This window comes from Streptomyces sp. NPDC028907 (assembly GCF_055564995.1).
Window position 1 is genome coordinate 1 of sequence record NZ_JBVHVE010000002.1, and the last position, 15,871, is coordinate 15,871.

The following is a 15,871-nucleotide window of genomic DNA, read 5'->3' on the forward strand; positions in this document are numbered from 1 at the left end:
CTCCGGGCGCTTCCCTTCGGTCTTGCGTTTCCGACTCTATCAGATCCTTTTCCGATCCGATTTCCTCGGTGCTTTCCAGGTTCCCGCTCTCGCGTATCCCTTTCCGGCGACTCCGACTTTATCAGAAGTTCCTGGCCGGACTAACCAGCCGCTCAATTCCGATTCATCGGGAGGGGCTTCTCGGGAATCAATGTTCCGCCGAAGCAGACAGATACTCACTCTGCCCGGCGGGACTCACATCCACTTCCAGGCAACTGTTCGAATCTACCTCCCCACCAGCTCCGTGTCAACGGTTCTTGCGGGGCGAAGAGGAGACTAGCAGCTCAACAGGCGTGTACGCACATCAGGCGGCGGTCGGAACGGCGGCGCTGCGCTCGGCCGCCTCGATGTCGCCCGTCTCTCCGGTGCGGGCGGCACGTCCGCCGAGGACATAGACGTAGGCGAGGAAGGCGAGCTCAGCCACGACTCCGATGCTGATGCGTGCCCAGGTGGGCAGGCCCGATGGGGTGACGAAGCCTTCTATGGCGCCGGAGACGAAGAGGACCAGGGCCAGGCCTATCGCCATGCCGATCGCGGCTCGGCCTTCCTCGGCGAGAGCTGAGCGGCGGGTCCGCGGGCCCGGGTCGATGAGGGTCCAGCCCAGGCGTAGTCCGGTGCCGGCGGCGACGAAGACCGCGGTCAGTTCGAGGAGGCCGTGTGGCAGGACCAGGCCGAGGAAAGTGTCCAGGCGGCCTGCCGAGGACATCAGGCCGAAGCCGACGCCCAGATTGAGCATGTTCTGGAAGAGGATCCAGAGCACCGGCAGTCCCAGGAAGACGCCGAGGATCAGACAGAGGGCGGCGGCCCAGGCGTTGTTCGTCCAGACCTGGGCAGCGAAGGACGCCGCGGGGTGGCTGGAGTAGTACGTCTCGTACTGGCCGCCCGGGCGGGTGAGCTCGCGCAGTTCGCTCGGGGCCGCGATGGTGGCCTGTACTTCTGGATGGGTGCCTATCCACCAGCCGAGCAGTGCGGCAACGAGGGTGGAGAGGAGCGCGGTGGGGACCCACCAATGGCGCGCCCGGTAGACAGCGGCCGGGAATCCTTGGGTGAGGAAGCGAATGACGTCACGCCATGAGGCGCGTCGGGTACCTGTGACAGCGCTACGCGCGCGTGCCACCAGCTGGCTGAGGCGACCGGTCAGCTGAGGATCGGGGGCACTGGATTGGATCAGGGACAGATGGGTCGCCGTGCGCTGGTAGAGGGCGACGAGTTCGTCGGCCTCGGCACCGGTGAGACGGCGCCGGCGTCCGAGGAGGGCGTCGAGGCGGTCCCACTCTGCTCGGTGGGCAGTGACGAAGACGTCGAGGTCCATCTGGTTTTCTGCTCCTCGGCTGTTCGTCGGCGACTCGTCGTGGGTGTCAGCTTGTCGTACTGCGGCGCGATGCGCCCTCAGCTTGGCAGACTGGCCATTCCGAGGGCAGAGCAGGGGAAGGACGGTCGGCGTGAGTGAGCTGGTGACGGGTGAGGCGGTGGCGTTGGAGTTGCGCCCCGCGAAGCTGCCCAGCAGGGGGCTGGCCGTGCTGCTCGATCTCGCCGTGGCAGTGATCGCGTACATCGTCGTGACCCTGGGTGTGGTGGCGGCGACGGCTTCTTTGGACGAGGCGGCGCAGACGGCGTTGTCGATTGCGATGTTCGTCTTGCTGCTGGTCGGCGGGCCGATCGCGGTCGAGACGCTGAGCCATGGGCGCTCGCTCGGGAAGCTTGCGTGTGGGCTGCGGGTGGTGCGCGATGACGGCGGACCGATCCGGTTCCGGCACGCGCTGGTGCGTGGCCTCATCGGTGTGATCGAGATCCTGATGACGCTCGGCGTCATCGCTGTCATCTCTTCGTTGGTGTCCGCGCGCGGGCGGCGGCTCGGTGATGTGTTCGCCGGGACGCTCGTCGTACGAGAACGGGTGCCGCTCACGCGGACCGGCTTCGTTCCCCCGCCTCCGCCGTGGTTGGCGGGTCGGTTCTCGGAGCTCGACCTTTCGGCGGTGCCCAATGACCTGTGGCTCGCCATTCGCCAGTACCTGATGCGGATGCAGCAACTCGACCCTCAGGTCGGCGGGCGTATGGCGGAGCGACTTGCGACGGACCTCGCGGCGCGTACGGGCGCTCCGGCGCCGCACGGTGTGCCGTCGGCGGCGTATCTGGCGGCGGTGCTTCAGGAACGGCAGACGCGTGAGGCGCGGCGAGCCTTCGGGAACGGGGCGGCGGCCGCGGGTGGGGGGTCCGTCCACGCCGGTGCTGTGGGTGCTGCGGGTGGGGAGCCTGGTGCGTACGGTCCGTCGGTCATGCCGACCGCGGCTCCTGCGCCCGCTTCCGCTGCACCGCCTTCGCGGGCGCCGTACCGGACGGAGCAGACTCCGGCGCCACATACTCCGAAGGACGACAGGCCCTCCACCGGTTTCGTCCCGCCGGCCTAGGCCCCTCTCCGACCGAGGCGCGCCGAGCGCTCAAACGAACGTTGACGGCGGCGAGTCCAGGTCCTCCAGTTCGATGCCCGGTGCCGCGAGGACCACGTCGCCCGCGATGTGCACGACGTGCTGCTCGCCCGTGTCCAAGGCTGTGACCTGGTATTCGTCCACGGCCAGGGGTCCGTTGTCAGTGGCGTGTGTTTGTCTGTTCACCAAGGCCCAGGACTGGTCCACGGTGCGCGGGGCCAGGACCGGGTCCGTGAGGGCCACGAGGCGTACGCGGGTTGCCGAGTCGGAAGGGGTGAGGCGTAGGAGACGAGTGGTGGCGATGAGGAACGAGGGGGATGTCCCGGTGAAGGCATGGGCGCGCACGTTGCCTTCCGTGGCATGAGCCCCCGTGGGGTCGGTACGGACCCAGGTGACGCCGTCCAGGGCGGCGCCGCGTACCTGCCAGCCACCTGCGTGGAGTTCGAGCCGGAGGGGGCGGCCGAGTTCGTCCAGGGTGAGGTCGACGGAGCCGCTGTGATCGCCCGCGGGGGTGGTCAGCTGGGAGACATAGCGCCAGCCGGAAGGGCCGGGGGCGCAGTGGAAGTGTTCTTCTGCGAGGGGGGTGTGATCGTGCGGATCATGGAGCGAATAGCGGCCGCGGGGCATCGGGGTCCTGGATCTTGATGGCTCTGGGTGGCGCGTGGGCCGGCTGAAGGTGCCGCACGGCCAAAGGGGCAGGCCCCCGACACGGGGGTGCGGGGGCCTGCCTCGGGGGTCTGCTCGGCTCAGTAGCGGTAGTGGTCCGGCTTGTACGGGCCCTCTACCTCGACGCCGATGTACGCGGCCTGCTCGGGGCGGAGCTTCGTCAGCTTCACACCGAGCGAGTCCAGGTGGAGGCGCGCGACCTTCTCGTCCAGGCGCTTGGGCAGCGTGTAGACGCCGGTCGGGTAGGCGTCCGGCTTGGTGAACAGCTCGATCTGGGCCAGAGTCTGGTCCGCGAAGGAGTTGGACATCACGAAGGACGGGTGACCGGTGGCGTTGCCCAGGTTCAGCAGGCGGCCCTCGGACAGGACGATGAGGACCTTGCCGTCGGGGAACGTCCAGGTGTGGACCTGCGGCTTGACCTCGTCCTTGACGATGCCGGGGACCTTGGCGAGGCCGGCCATGTCGATCTCGTTGTCGAAGTGGCCGATGTTGCCGACGATCGCCTGGTGCTTCATCTTGGCCATGTCCGAGGCCATGATGATGTCCTTGTTGCCGGTCGTGGTGATGAAGATGTCGGCCTTGTCGATGACCTCGTCGAGGGTCGTGACCTGGTAGCCGTCCATCGCCGCCTGGAGGGCGCAGATCGGGTCGATCTCGGTGACGATCACGCGGGCGCCCTGTCCGCGCAGGGACTCCGCGCAGCCCTTGCCCACGTCGCCGTAGCCGCAGACGACGGCGGTCTTGCCGCCGATCAGGACGTCGGTGGCGCGGTTGATGCCGTCGATCAGGGAGTGGCGGCAGCCGTACTTGTTGTCGAACTTCGACTTGGTGACGGCGTCGTTGACGTTGATCGCCGGGAACAGGAGGGTGCCGTCGCGCTGCATCTCGTACAGGCGGTGGACGCCGGTCGTGGTCTCCTCGGTCACGCCGCGGATCTCGGAGGACAGCTGGGTCCACTTCTGCGAGCCGTCCGTGATGGTGCGGTGCAGGAGTTCGAGGATGACGCGGTGCTCGTCGGACTCGGCGGTGTCGACGGAGGGGACCTTGCCGTCCTTCTCGTACTCGACGCCCTTGTGGACCAGGAGGGTGGCGTCACCGCCGTCGTCGAGGATCATGTTCGGGCCCCCGGTGGGGCTGTCCGGCCAGGTCAGGGCCTGCTCCGTGCACCACCAGTACTCCTCCAGGGTCTCGCCCTTCCAGGCGAAGACCGGGATGCCCTGGGGGTTGTCGGGTGTGCCGTTCGGGCCGACGGCGATGGCGGCGGCCGCGTGGTCCTGGGTGGAGAAGATGTTGCAGGAGGCCCAGCGGACCTGGGCGCCGAGGGCGGCCAGGGTCTCGATGAGGACGGCGGTCTGCACGGTCATGTGCAGGGAGCCGGTGATACGGGCGCCGGCCAGGGGCTGCGCCTCGGCGTACTCCTTGCGGATCGCCATCAGGCCGGGCATCTCGTGCTCGGCGAGGGTGATCTCCTTGCGGCCGAAGTCGGCCAGGGAGAGGTCGGCGACCTTGAAGTCCTGTCGGTTCTCGACAGTCGTCATTACGAGCTGCTCCTCGGGGTTGGGTCGAGGGTGGGTACGGCTGGTCTGCGCGGCGGCGGACACAGGGGTGCCCGAAGAGGACACAGGCATGCCCGCGTGCGCGCAGCGCAGTCCGTCGGAGGCCCTCTCTCCCTCGGTCGGTCCGCGTCGGGACCGCCCGACCGCCATCAGCAGCGACGTCTGGCTCTGTCCCAAGCTACACCGCGCGGCCCGGCCGTCCCCAGTCCGCCTGCGAACAGATCGCGCCATCCGTCGGCACTCGGAGGTCTCGTGGTGAGGGGCGAGGGGGGGTTGTTCATGGCGGTGGCGTCGGTCACGTGGCGGCGGGCGGCGGAGCGAAGAGCGGCAACGGGGCGGTAGGGGCGCGGGAGCAGCCGAGGGAGGGGAGCAGCGGTCGGAGCAGGACGGGGTGGGGGCGATAACAGGACACCAACGAAGGGCGTACAGGAGACGGCAGAGCGGGGCGTTGCGGGGCATTCGGGCCTTTGAGTCTGGGGCGGGGTGGTGCAGGATGCCCGGGAGATCTGAACAACCGATCGATCTTGCGGGGCGTCCGGGACGGCGTTCCGTGTGACAAAGGCGTTAGGAGATCGACGTGACAAGTCCGGCCGGCCCTCCCCCCACGGGCGGCGGTAGTGGCGAGCAGCAGCGGTTGAAGCTGCTCGCGGTGACCGCGTGCCCGACCGGCATCGCGCATACGTACATGGCGGCCGAGAAGCTCGCGCAGGCGGCCGAGAGCCGCGGTATCGACATGAAGGTGGAGACGCAAGGATCCATCGGGGCTGAAAACGTCCTCGATGACAACGATGTCAAACACGCTGACGGCGTCATCGTCGCGGCGGACAAGGACGTGGACCTGAGCCGTTTCGCCGGCAAGCGGGTGCTGACCGTCGGGGTGGCGGAGGGCATTCGTCATCCCGAGCAGCTGATCGAGCGGGTGTTGTCGGCGCCCGTGCACACGGGAGGGGGCGCCCCCACGGCCTCCACGAGCGGTGGCGGCAGGGAGCGGAGCGTCGGGTACAAGGCGCTGATGAACGGGGTCAGTTACATGATCCCGTTCGTCGTTGTCGGTGGGCTGCTGATCGCGATCTCGCTCTCGCTCGGCGGGCACACCGACCCGTCGGGCGGTCTGGTCATCCCGAAGGACTCCTTCTGGATGGACATCAACAACATCGGTGTCATCGGCTTCACCCTGATGGTGCCGATCCTGTCCGGCTACATCGCGTATGCCATCGGAGATCGGCCCGCGCTCGTGCCCGGCATGATCGGTGGCTGGATCGCCAACACCGGTGAGCTGTACGACTCCAAGGCGGGCGCCGGGTTCATCGGGGCGATCGTGACCGGGTTCCTCGCCGGGTATCTGGTGCTGTGGATCAAGAAGGTCAAGGTCCCGAAGTTCGCGCAGCCGATCATGCCGATCATCGTGATCCCGATCGTGGCGACGACGGCGCTCGGGTTGTTCTTCATCTACGTCATCGGGAAGCCGATCTCCTGGGTGTTCGAGCACCTGACCAGCTGGCTCAGCGGGATGACGGGGACGAGCGCGATCCTGCTGGGTGCGATTCTCGGGCTGATGATCGCCTTCGACATGGGTGGGCCGGTCAACAAGACGGCGTTCCTGTTCGGCGCAGGGCTCATCGCGACCGGCAACCAGACGGTGATGGGCATGTGCGCGGCGGCGATCCCGGTCATGCCGTTGGGACAGGGCCTCGCCACGCTCATACGGAAGCGGCTGTACACCGAGCAGGAGCGGGAGACGGGGCTGGCCTCGCTCTTCATGGGGTGCTTCGGCATCTCCGAGGGCGCGATCCCGTTCGCGGCGGCGCGGCCCGCGCAGGTCATCCCGGCCAACATGCTGGGCGGCGCGGTGGCCGGTGCGATCGCCGGGGTCGCCGGGGTCGAGGACGCGGTGCCGCACGGCGGGCCGATCGTGGCGGTGCTGGGCGCGGTGAGCGGGGTGCCGATGTTCTTCGTGGCCGTGGCGCTCGGCACGGTCGTCACCGCGCTGGCCACGGTCGCTCTGGTCGACCTGAGTGAGCGCAGGCGGCGCGGGGAGGCTGTCGGTGACCTCGGCGCTGCTGGGCCCGAGCCGGTGCTCGTCGGGGTGGGCGCCGGAACCCCGGGCGGTGGCGGTGTCGTGGCTCGGCGGACCGCCGTACGTGAGTCGGGGGCGGCGGCCGACGCGGGGGCGTCCCCGGCGGACGGCGCGGAGTCCGAGGAGTCGCTGGAGTTCGAGGATTCGGCGGGTGGCGCTTCGGCCTCGGAGAATGCTGCCGCCGAGGTTCTCTCGGGCTACCTCACCCAGCGGACGGTGCAGGTCGAACTCCGTGCGGACGGCAAGGAGTCCGCGATCCGGGAGATGGGTGAGCTGCTGGCCCGTACCGGCAAGGTCGCGGATGTCGACGAGTTGGTGGCGACCGCGCTGCGGCGGGAGGCGCAGGGGACGACCGGGCTCGGGGAGGAGATCGCGATTCCGCATGCCAAGACGGATGCGGTGACGGCACCGGTGGTCGGATTCGCGCGGTCCTCGGAGGGCGTCGAGTGGGGCTCGCTGGACGGTACGAAGGCGAGGCTGGTGTTCATGATCGCCGTACCGGAGGCGGCCGCGGGTGACGAGCATCTGCGGATTCTGGCGCTGCTGTCGCGGAAGTTGATGGATGCCGGGTTCCGGGAGCGGCTGCTGACCGCCCGTGATGAGCAGGCGGTGCTGGGGGCGCTGAGCGAGATCCAGTAGCCGCGCGGTGCGGGCCCGCGGCCATCAGGGCGTGGGCCCGCACGAGCGGTTCACGGGCGACGGCTACTCTCGTCCGCCGCGGGCGTTCCGCGTGGGGAGGGAGTGGCGATGGAGCAGGCGCGAAGACTCGCGGTCACGGCGTGGGTGGTGGGTCTCCTGGGACTGGCGCTCGTCGTCGGGTCCGTGCTGTGGCTGCGTACGGGTTACGTGCTGTCGACCGTGTCGGGGGAAAGCATGAAGCCCACGTACACGGTGGGAGACCGGGTGGTCGTCGAGCGGGTCGGTGGGGACGAGCTGAGGCCGGGCGACGTGGTGCTTTACACGGCGCCGGCCCGCTACCAGGGCGGATTGGGTGTCATACAGCGTGTCATCGGTGTCGGCGGCGACCGTGTCGTCTGCTGCGAGGACGCGGGTACGGCGCGCGAGCGGATCACCGTCAACGGGAAGCCGCTCAGGGAGTCGTACGTGAACCACGGCGTCGCCGACGGGCTGCATCGCGCGTACGACGTGAAGGTGCCCGACGGCCGGCTGTTCGTGCTCGGCGACAACCGTACGAACTCGCGCGATTCGCGCTCCTTCGCCGAGGATCACGGCGGGACGGTGCCCGTCGGGGCGGTCGTGGGCCGGGTGACGGACAGCTCCGCGATGCCGCTGCTGCTCGCCGGGGCCACACTGCTCGGGTTTCTGCTGGCGCTCGCCGGGATCGTGTGCGGGTTCGCGGCGCGGAACCTGCGGCGGCGGTCGGCGGCGCAACTCGTGTTGTGGCCCGAGCATTTGTGATCGGACCCGAAGGCCGCATGGACACAAGTGGTCGGGCCGAAGGGTAGGGATATGGGACGGGGCCCGCCGAATCGCTCGGCGGGCCCCGTCGAGGTCGTACGCGTCCTCAGTGCTCGCTGCCGTGCGGCGCGGCCGGTCCGCCGGGGGTCGCCTCGCGGTCGGCGCCCTTGGCTGCCTCGGCCTCGCTGTAGATGTCGGGCTCGAGGTAGATGACGCGGGCGATCGGGACGGCCTCGCGGATGCGGGCCTCGGCTGCGTCGATGGCGGAGGCGATCTCGGTGGCCGTCTCCTCGTGCCGAACGGCGATCTTGGCGGCGACCAGGAGTTCCTCGGGGCCGAGGTGCAGCGTGCGCATGTGGATGATGCGGGTGACGGTGTCGCCGTCGACGATGGCGGCCTCGATCTTCGTGGTCTCCTCGGCGCCGGCGGACTCGCCGAGCAGCAGCGACTTGGTCTCGATGGCGAGGACGACCGCGATCAGCACGAGCAGGACGCCGATGCAGACGGTGCCGATGCCGTCCCAGACGCCGTCACCGGTGAGCAGCGCCAGGCCGACGCCGCCCAGGGCGAGGATCAGGCCGACCAGCGCGCCGAGGTCCTCCAGGAGGACGACGGGCAGCTCGGGAGCCTTGGCGTGGCGGACGAACTCCTTCCAGGACTTCCGGCCCCGCACGACGTTCGACTCCTTGATGGCCGTACGGAAGGAGAAGGTCTCGGCGATGATCGCGAAGACGAGGACGCCGACCGGCCAGTACCAGTGCTCGATCTCGTGCGGGTGCTTGATCTTCTCGTAGCCCTCGTAGAGGGCGAACATGCCGCCGACCGAGAACAGGATGATCGAGACGAGGAAGGCGTAGATGTACCGTTCGCGGCCGTAGCCGAAGGGGTGTTGCGGCGTCGCCTCGCGCTGGGCCTTCTTGCCGCCGACCAGCAGCAGGGCCTGGTTGCCGGAGTCCGCGAGCGAGTGCACGCCCTCGGCGAGCATCGACGACGAGCCGCTGAACGCGAACGCCACGAATTTCGATGCCGCGATGGCGAGGTTGGCGGCCAGTGCCGCCACGATCGCCTTGGTACCGCCTGACGCGCTCATGTGTCGCGTTGTCCCTTCGCCTTCATAGCCTTCGTACGTACGCCGTCGAGGCGTCGCCGAGGGGAGCGTGTCGCCCCCGATCGGCTTTGCCCGTCCTTTGCCGGTGGGCCATTGTTGCAGTCCGGTCCGACAACGGCGCGCCGGGTCGTCCGATGCCCTCGGTCAGGCGACGACCGTGGCCCGGAAGACCGTACCGGCACCGGACACTTCGGCCGTTTCGCCCGCCGGTACGAAGACGGAGCGGCCGGGCGTCAGCTCGTGTTCGCCGGCGCGGACCGTGCCCGCCGTGCAGAGCAGGATCTGCGGGGTCGCGCGCGTGAGGTCGTGCGCGGTCGTGCCCTCCGGGAGGACGTACCGGGACAGCCGGAACTCGTCGATCGGGGTCTCGTAGACCTCCTCGCCGTCCGGGGCGGCCTCGGGGCGCAGTACGCCCGGGTCGCTCGGCTCGAAGCGGACGATGCGCAGGAGTTCGGGGACGTCGACGTGCTTGGGGGTGAGGCCGCAGCGCAGGACGTTGTCGGAGTTGGCCATGATCTCGACGCCGAGGCCGTTCAGATACGCGTGCGGGATGCCGGCGCCGAGGAACAGTGCCTCGCCGGGCTGGAGACGGACGTGGTTGAGCAGCATGGCGGCGATGACGCCGGGGTCGCCCGGGTAGTGGTGGGCGATGTCGGCGTACGGGGCGTAGTCGCCGCCGAGGCGGGTGCATGCGGTGGCGGCCTCGGTGACGGTACGGGCCATGTCGGCCGGGTCGGCGGTGAGGATCGCGGTGAGCACCTCGCGCAGAGCCGCGTCCTCGGGGTGGGCGTGCAGCAGGTCGACGTACGGCTTGAGGGAGTCGACGCCGAGGCCGTCCAGCAGGTCGGCCGCCTGGACGGGGTCGCGGAAGCCGCACAGGCCGTCGAACTCGGTGAGAGCGCAGATCAGTTCGGGCTTGTGGTTGGCGTCCTTGTAGTTGCGGTGGCCCGCGTCCACGGGGATGTTGCGGCCCTCCTCGTCCGCGTAACCCTCCTTCGCCTGCTCCAGGTTGGGGTGTACCTGGAGGGAGAGCGGGGCGCCGGCGGCGAGGATCTTGAGCAGGAACGGCAGACGAGGGCCGAACTTCGCCACGGCCGCGGCGCCCAGCTCGCGCTCCGGGGCCGCCTCGATGACCTCGACGAGCGTCCCGCGCGCGGTGCGCGAGGGTGCGCCCGGGTGGGCGCCCATCCACATCTCCGCCTGCGGTTCACCGGTCGGCTCGACGCCGAGGAGCTCCGGGATCGCGGTGGTGGAACCCCAGGCGTAGGGGCGGACGGTGTTGTCGAGGCGGTCCATGCGGGTGTCTGCCTGCTCTCTGCGGGTCGAGTACGACTACGACGGCTTCTCTTCGTGGAGGGCGCCGTTCGCCTTGTGTACGGCGGTCGGTTCCTCGTCAGTTCCTCGTCGGTACCTCGTCGGTTCCTCTGCCGTACGGCTGCCGGGGCGTCCTGAGACAGATCAGGCTCCCGAGGCGAGCGCCAGGTAAACGGCGGCGAAATCCGTGATGGCGATCAGTTCCGCGAGGGTCTCCAGCTCGCCGCCGGGTTCCGGTTCCAGTTCGCTGATCGGCGTGTCATGGCTCAGGGCCAGGTCGCGGGCGGCGGGCGCGGCGGTGAGGCCGCCCAGGGGCCGGTCGCGCAGCAGCACCACGCGCGCGTGCAGGGCGGGTGGCTCCTCGACGCGGTCGCGGAAGAAGTCCTCTGGGTCGGCGCTCCCCGCGAGCTTGCCCGCGAGCAGGGCGTTGTGCGAGGCGAGCGCCTCGGGCAGTTCGGCGACGAGGGCGGGGTGGCCCGAGAGTTCGGCGAGCGCGGCGGCGAAACGGCGGCCTGCCGGGCCCGCGGAGACGCCCTCGGTCCAGATCAGCGGGAGCGCGTCGGCGAGTTCCGCGGCCAGGGTCTTGGCGGGGTTGCTGTAGGTCGCGATGGAGGGGCCGCAGCGCTCGGCGATGTGGTCGAGGCGGTCGGCGACCTTCTCCAGGGCGTCCGGCGGGGCGGTGATCATGCCGGTGCGGTCGAGGAGCGCCAAGAGCGGGGTGAGCAGTGCCCACAGCACGCCGGGAGCGGAGGCGGCGAGGGCCTCGTCCTGCTCGTACGGGGCGGACGCCATCGGCACGAAGAGGCCGTGGTTGTTGTGCACCGCCTCGGTGAGCGGCGAACCGGCGGGAGCCACGGCGACGACCGTGCAGCCTCGGCGGTAGGCCTGCTCGGCCAGCAGGGACAGGCCCGGTTCGGTGCCGTCGGGGGTGGTGATCAGCAGGAGGTCCACGGAACCGGCCCAGCCGGGCAGTTCCCAGCGCAGGGCGCCGGCGGCGGGGGCGACACCGGCCGGGGCCAGTCGGGTGACGGGGCTGGTGACGCCGGCGAGCGTGCCGAGGAGGTCGGCGGCGCCGATGGCGGCGGTGCCGGGGCCCGCGAGGATGATGGCGCGCGGGCGGCCGTCGGGTTTGAGGTCGTGGACGCCTGCCTCGGCGGCGTGCCGGGCGGCGGTGCGGACGCGGGCGCCGGCTTCGGCGGCGCCGCGCAGGAGGTCACGGCGGTCGGCCTCGGCGAGCGCCTCCGGCGTGTCCAGCAGCGATTCGTCGAGCATGGGCGGCAGCCTCCGATCGCCGGGTTGTCTTGGGGCGGGGTCCTGCGCGGGTTGTGCGCTGGGGGCTTTGCTCGGTCGCGGGTTCTTGTCTGGTTCCTGCGCTTCGTCTGTTGCCGGTGGTCTTGTGCGTTCCCGGTTGGCGGCCTGCAGTTGCCCAGTCGTCGGGTGCCGGGTGACGGTGGCCTTGTTTGTCGCCGGTTGCCGGTGCCGCGTCGGTGCCGTGCGGGGGCTGGACGGCGTATGTCGCGGTGGCGCGTTACGCGGGGCGGCGGGCCTCGTCGACGAGCAGGACGGGGATGCCGTCGCGGACGGGGTACGCGAGGCCACAGTCCTGGCCGGTGCAGATCAGCTCGGCGTCCTGCTCCTTGAGGGGGGCGTGGCAGGCCGGGCAGGCGAGGATCTCCAGGAGGCCGGCTTCCAGCGGCATGGTTGGTCCCTTCTGGGGCGGGTGGGGGTGGTACGTGCGTGTGCGGATGTGCCTGGTCAGCGTACCGCCGGTGGGGGCGGGGTGCCGGGGTTGGGCGGCGTTGTGGGTGCGGTGGGGGATTTCGCCCCCGCCGCCCCTACCCGTCCCATCCCTTGAAGGGGCTCCGCCCCTTCGACCCCGCTGGGGGCTGCGCCCCCAGACCCCTGCTATCGGCCCTTCGGGCCTCGTCCTCAAACGCCGGACGGGCTAAAAGTGCGGCTCGTCCTCGAACGCCGGACGGGCTGGAAATGGCTCAGGCTCTGATGATTCCCAGTACCTCGTCCCGCACCTTCGTCATCGTCGCCTCGTCCCGGGCCTCCGCGTTGAGGCGGAGGAGGGGTTCTGTGTTGGAGGGGCGGACGTTGAACCACCAGTCGGTGGTGGTGACGGTGAGGCCGTCGAGTTCGTCGAGGGTGACTCCGGCCTGGGGCCCGTACGTGGCCTTGATGGCGGCGAGGCGGTCGGCCTGGTCGGTGACGGTGGAGTTGATCTCGCCGGAGCCGGTGTAGCGGTCGTACTGGTCCACCAGGGCGGACAGGGGGCCGTCCTGGCCGCCGAGGGCCGCGAGGACGTGGAGGGCGGCCAGCATGCCCGTGTCGGCGTTCCAGAAGTCCTTGAAGTAGTAGTGGGCGGAGTGCTCGCCGCCGAAGATGGCGCCGGAATTGGCCATCTCGGCCTTGATGAAGGAGTGGCCGACGCGGGTGCGGACCGGGGTGCCGCCGTTCTCCTTGACGACCTCCGGGACCGACCAGGACGTGATCAGGTTGTGGATGATCGTGCCCTTGCCGCCGTGCTTGGCGAGTTCACGCGAGGCCACCAGGGCCGTGATGGCGGACGGCGAGACGGGGTTGCCGTTCCCGTCGACGACGAAGCAGCGGTCGGCGTCGCCGTCGAAGGCGATGCCGAGGTCGGCGGACTCTTCGCGGACCCGCTTCTGGAGGTCGACGATGTTCGCCGGGTCCAGTGGGTTCGCCTCGTGGTTCGGGAAGGTGCCGTCCAGCTCGAAGTACATCGGGACGACGTCCAGTGGGAGGCCGCCGAAGACGGTCGGGACGGTGTGGCCGCCCATGCCGTTGCCCGCGTCCACCACGACCTTCAGGGGGCGGATGGAGGTCAGGTCGACGAGCGAGCGGAGGTGGGCCGCGTAGTCCTCCAACGTGTCGCGTCGGGTGATCGTTCCCGTCCGGGCGGCCGGGGCCGGGGCGCCCGACTCGGTCCAGCCCTCGACCAGCTCGCGGATCTGTGCGAGGCCGGTGTCCTGGCCGACCGGGGCCGCGCCCGCGCGGCACATCTTGATGCCGTTGTACTGGGCCGGGTTGTGCGAGGCCGTGAACATCGCGCCCGGGAGGTCCAGCGCGCCCGAGGCGTAGTACAGCTGGTCCGTGGAGCACAGGCCGATCTCGGTGACGTCGACGCCCTGGGCCGCCGCTCCGCGCGCGAAGGCGCCGGCCAGGCCGGGGGACGAAGGGCGCATGTCGTGACCGATGACGATCGCGCCGGCGCCCGTCACCTCGACGAAGGCTGCCCCGAAGAGCTCGGCCAGTGACTCGTCCCACTGGTCGGGGACGACTCCGCGCACGTCGTACGCCTTCACGAGCTGTGACAGATCAGCCACGGCCAACCCTCCTGAAAGTCCTATCGGTCACCCCAAACTACCCGCCACCACTGACCGCGGGACGTGCGGCCACCGACTGGACCCCGAGCCGTAACCTCAGGTCAGCGCAAAGATGAGGGCAGCATCCAGTCCAGCACCGGGGAACTCTGGCCGACCACGATCAGGCACATCACCAGCAGCAGGCCCAGGCTCCACGGCAGGACCCGCCGCAGCAGGTCCCCCTCCCGGCCCGCCAGCCCCACGGCCGCGCACGCGATGGTGAGGTTCTGCGGCGAGATCATCTTGCCGAGCACGCCACCTGAACTGTTGGCGGCGGCCAGGAGTTCAGGTGACAGCCCCGACTCCCTGGCCGCGGTCACCTGCAACGCGCCGAACAGCGCGTTGGCCGAGGTGTCCGACCCGGACACGGCCACCCCGAACCAGCCCAGCACCGGGGACAGGAAGGCGAGGCCCGCGCCGGCCGCGGCCACGAAGTAGCCGATGGTGGCGGCCTGGCCGGAGAGGTTCATGACGTACGCGAGGGCCAGCACGGACGTCACGGTCAGGACGGCGAACCTCAACTCGTGCACGGTCGCGGCCCACTCCCTGACGGCCACACGCGCGTGGACGCCGAGAACGACCGCCGTGCACACGCCCGCCATCAGCACGAGCGTGCCGCCGGTGGACACGATCGGCCAGCTGAAGGCATTACCGGCGACCGGCTCCCCGTCCGGGTTCGCGACGTTCAGGAAGGGCCAGTCGTACGTCCGGGTCGCCTTGGCGAGCCAGACCTTGACCACCGGGAGCTGCGCGACGGAGAAGATCACGACGATCAACGCGTACGGCGCGTAGGCCCGCACGACCTCCCGCCGCGGATCGTCCTCGTCCAGCTCCTCGCTCCTCGCGCCGGTCAGCACGGACGCGCGTACCGCCTCGGTGGCGGGCACGCGCGCGTGCGGTACGGCGACCAGGGCGCCCGCGCCGGCCAAGGCGGCACCGATGTCGGCGAGTTGCGCGGAGACGTAGTTGGAGGCGGCGAACTGGGCGACGGCGAAGGCGAATCCGCAGACGAGGGCCGGGACCCAGGTCTCCCGCAGCCCGCGCCGTCCGTCCACGAGTCCGACCAGCACGAGCGGTACGACCAGGGCCAGCAAGGGCGTCTGACGCCCCACCACGGAGGCCACGTCGTCCAGTGGCAGTCCGGTGACCTGAGCCAGTGTCACCACCGGCGTGCCCATCGCGCCGAAGGCCACCGGCGCGGTGTTGGCGACCAGGGCGACGACCGCCGCCCGCACCGGTTCGAAGCCCAGCGCGACGAGCATGACCGAGCAGATCGCGACGGGCGCCCCGAATCCGGCGAGCGCCTCCAGCAGGGCCCCGAAGCAGAAGGCGACGACGAGCGCCTGGATGCGCGGGTCGTCGGAGAGCCGCCCGAAGGACCTGCGCAGGATGTCGAAGTGCCGGGTGCGGACCGTCATCCGGTACACCCACAGGGCGTTGACGACGATCCACAGGATGGGGAAGAGCCCGAAGGCGGCGCCCTGGGCGGCGCTGGAGAGCGTCTGGTCGAGCGGCATGCCGCAGGCGAGCCAGGCGACCAGAACGGCCGCCAGAAGCCCTGTGAGCCCCGCCAGGTGCGCTTTCATCCGGACCCCGCCCAGCAGGACCAGGACGATCACGAGCGGCAGCGCGGCCACCAGGGCGGACAGGCCGAGCGAGCCGGCGACGGGTTCCAGTTCCTGGACGTACACGGGCGCCTCCCGGTTTCCGTCATGCGGAAAGCGATCTCTCGTTCCGGCATACGGAATGGTCGTGTCCGCGACAAGTTCACGTCAATGGCTGTGCATCATTCAACGAGACGGACGTGCGCGACGAGCATGCGAGAAGCGCGGGAGAGCGGAAGACGGGAGGTGGAAGAAGGGAACGGCCCGGTC

General features: G+C 70.0%; 12 protein-coding genes. 3 read left to right on the forward strand and 9 right to left on the reverse strand.

The genetic code is table 11. The features are described from left to right. Window positions 1-343: 343 nt before the first annotated feature. A complete protein-coding gene (locus ACZ4UU_RS04410) occupies window positions 344-1,351 on the reverse strand; it encodes a stage II sporulation protein M (protein WP_468036429.1) in 1,008 nt (335 codons plus the stop codon). 130 nt (window positions 1,352-1,481) lie between these two features. Between ACZ4UU_RS04410 and ACZ4UU_RS04415 the strand changes: the two genes are divergently transcribed. Beyond that, on the forward strand, window positions 1,482-2,447 hold the full coding sequence (locus tag ACZ4UU_RS04415; RefSeq protein WP_468036430.1) for an RDD family protein: 966 nt from the start codon (window positions 1,482-1,484) through the stop codon (window positions 2,445-2,447). 30 nt (window positions 2,448-2,477) lie between these two features. Here the strand turns inward: ACZ4UU_RS04415 and ACZ4UU_RS04420 are convergent, their stop codons facing one another. Next, complete coding sequence (locus ACZ4UU_RS04420) at window positions 2,478-3,092, reverse strand: hypothetical protein (RefSeq protein ID WP_468036431.1); 615 nt, start codon at window positions 3,090-3,092, stop codon at window positions 2,478-2,480. Between the two features lie 119 nt (window positions 3,093-3,211). Then, window positions 3,212-4,669, reverse strand: coding sequence for an adenosylhomocysteinase (gene ahcY, locus ACZ4UU_RS04425; RefSeq protein WP_468036432.1), 1,458 nt, complete (start codon window positions 4,667-4,669; stop codon window positions 3,212-3,214). A gap of 595 nt (window positions 4,670-5,264) precedes the next feature. Between ahcY and ACZ4UU_RS04430 the strand changes: the two genes are divergently transcribed. Further along, on the forward strand, window positions 5,265-7,403 hold the full coding sequence (locus tag ACZ4UU_RS04430) for a fructose-specific PTS transporter subunit EIIC (protein WP_468036433.1): 2,139 nt from the start codon (window positions 5,265-5,267) through the stop codon (window positions 7,401-7,403). Between the two features lie 108 nt (window positions 7,404-7,511). After that, window positions 7,512-8,183 carry a signal peptidase I gene (gene lepB, locus ACZ4UU_RS04435; RefSeq protein WP_468036434.1) on the forward strand — a complete coding sequence of 224 codons (672 nt, stop codon included), beginning with the start codon at window positions 7,512-7,514 and terminating at the stop codon, window positions 8,181-8,183. Between the two features lie 106 nt (window positions 8,184-8,289). On the opposite strand, the gene ACZ4UU_RS04440 is transcribed toward lepB, so the two are convergent. The 6 genes from ACZ4UU_RS04440 to ACZ4UU_RS04465 all read right to left on the reverse strand — a co-directional run bounded on the left by ACZ4UU_RS04440 (window position 8,290) and on the right by ACZ4UU_RS04465 (window position 15,688). Continuing rightward, a complete protein-coding gene (locus ACZ4UU_RS04440) occupies window positions 8,290-9,273 on the reverse strand; it encodes a cation diffusion facilitator family transporter (RefSeq protein ID WP_468036435.1) in 984 nt (327 codons plus the stop codon). 162 nt (window positions 9,274-9,435) lie between these two features. Then, window positions 9,436-10,587 (reverse strand): mannose-6-phosphate isomerase, class I, encoded by a 1,152-nt coding sequence (gene manA, locus ACZ4UU_RS04445; RefSeq protein ID WP_468036436.1) that lies wholly within the window; start codon window positions 10,585-10,587, stop codon window positions 9,436-9,438. A 162-nt stretch (window positions 10,588-10,749) separates the two neighbouring features. Continuing rightward, complete coding sequence (locus ACZ4UU_RS04450) at window positions 10,750-11,877, reverse strand: SIS domain-containing protein (protein WP_468036437.1); 1,128 nt, start codon at window positions 11,875-11,877, stop codon at window positions 10,750-10,752. Between the two features lie 256 nt (window positions 11,878-12,133). After that, window positions 12,134-12,304 (reverse strand): Trm112 family protein, encoded by a 171-nt coding sequence (locus tag ACZ4UU_RS04455; RefSeq protein WP_020940431.1) that lies wholly within the window; start codon window positions 12,302-12,304, stop codon window positions 12,134-12,136. 292 nt (window positions 12,305-12,596) lie between these two features. After that, entirely contained in the window at window positions 12,597-13,964 is a 1,368-nt protein-coding gene (locus ACZ4UU_RS04460; RefSeq protein ID WP_468036438.1) for a phosphomannomutase/phosphoglucomutase, read from the reverse strand. 95 nt (window positions 13,965-14,059) lie between these two features. Then, window positions 14,060-15,688: an L-lactate permease gene (locus ACZ4UU_RS04465; RefSeq protein WP_468036439.1), complete on the reverse strand. Its 1,629-nt coding sequence runs from the start codon at window positions 15,686-15,688 to the stop codon at window positions 14,060-14,062. Window positions 15,689-15,871: the final 183 nt, after the last annotated feature.

What these genes read in the sequence shown, in the direction of transcription:
- ACZ4UU_RS04410 (WP_468036429.1), bottom strand. Translation starts at nt 1,351, where the DNA reads ATGGACCTCGACGTCTTCGTCACTGCCCACCGAGCAGAGTGGGACCGC.
- ACZ4UU_RS04420 (WP_468036431.1), bottom strand. Translation starts at nt 3,092, where the DNA reads ATGCCCCGCGGCCGCTATTCGCTCCATGATCCGCACGATCACACCCCC.
- ahcY (WP_468036432.1), bottom strand. Translation starts at nt 4,669, where the DNA reads ATGACGACTGTCGAGAACCGACAGGACTTCAAGGTCGCCGACCTCTCC.
- lepB (WP_468036434.1), top strand. Translation starts at nt 7,512, where the DNA reads ATGGAGCAGGCGCGAAGACTCGCGGTCACGGCGTGGGTGGTGGGTCTC.
- ACZ4UU_RS04440 (WP_468036435.1), bottom strand. Translation starts at nt 9,273, where the DNA reads ATGAGCGCGTCAGGCGGTACCAAGGCGATCGTGGCGGCACTGGCCGCC.
- manA (WP_468036436.1), bottom strand. Translation starts at nt 10,587, where the DNA reads ATGGACCGCCTCGACAACACCGTCCGCCCCTACGCCTGGGGTTCCACC.
- ACZ4UU_RS04450 (WP_468036437.1), bottom strand. Translation starts at nt 11,877, where the DNA reads ATGCTCGACGAATCGCTGCTGGACACGCCGGAGGCGCTCGCCGAGGCC.
- ACZ4UU_RS04455 (WP_020940431.1), bottom strand. Translation starts at nt 12,304, where the DNA reads ATGCCGCTGGAAGCCGGCCTCCTGGAGATCCTCGCCTGCCCGGCCTGC.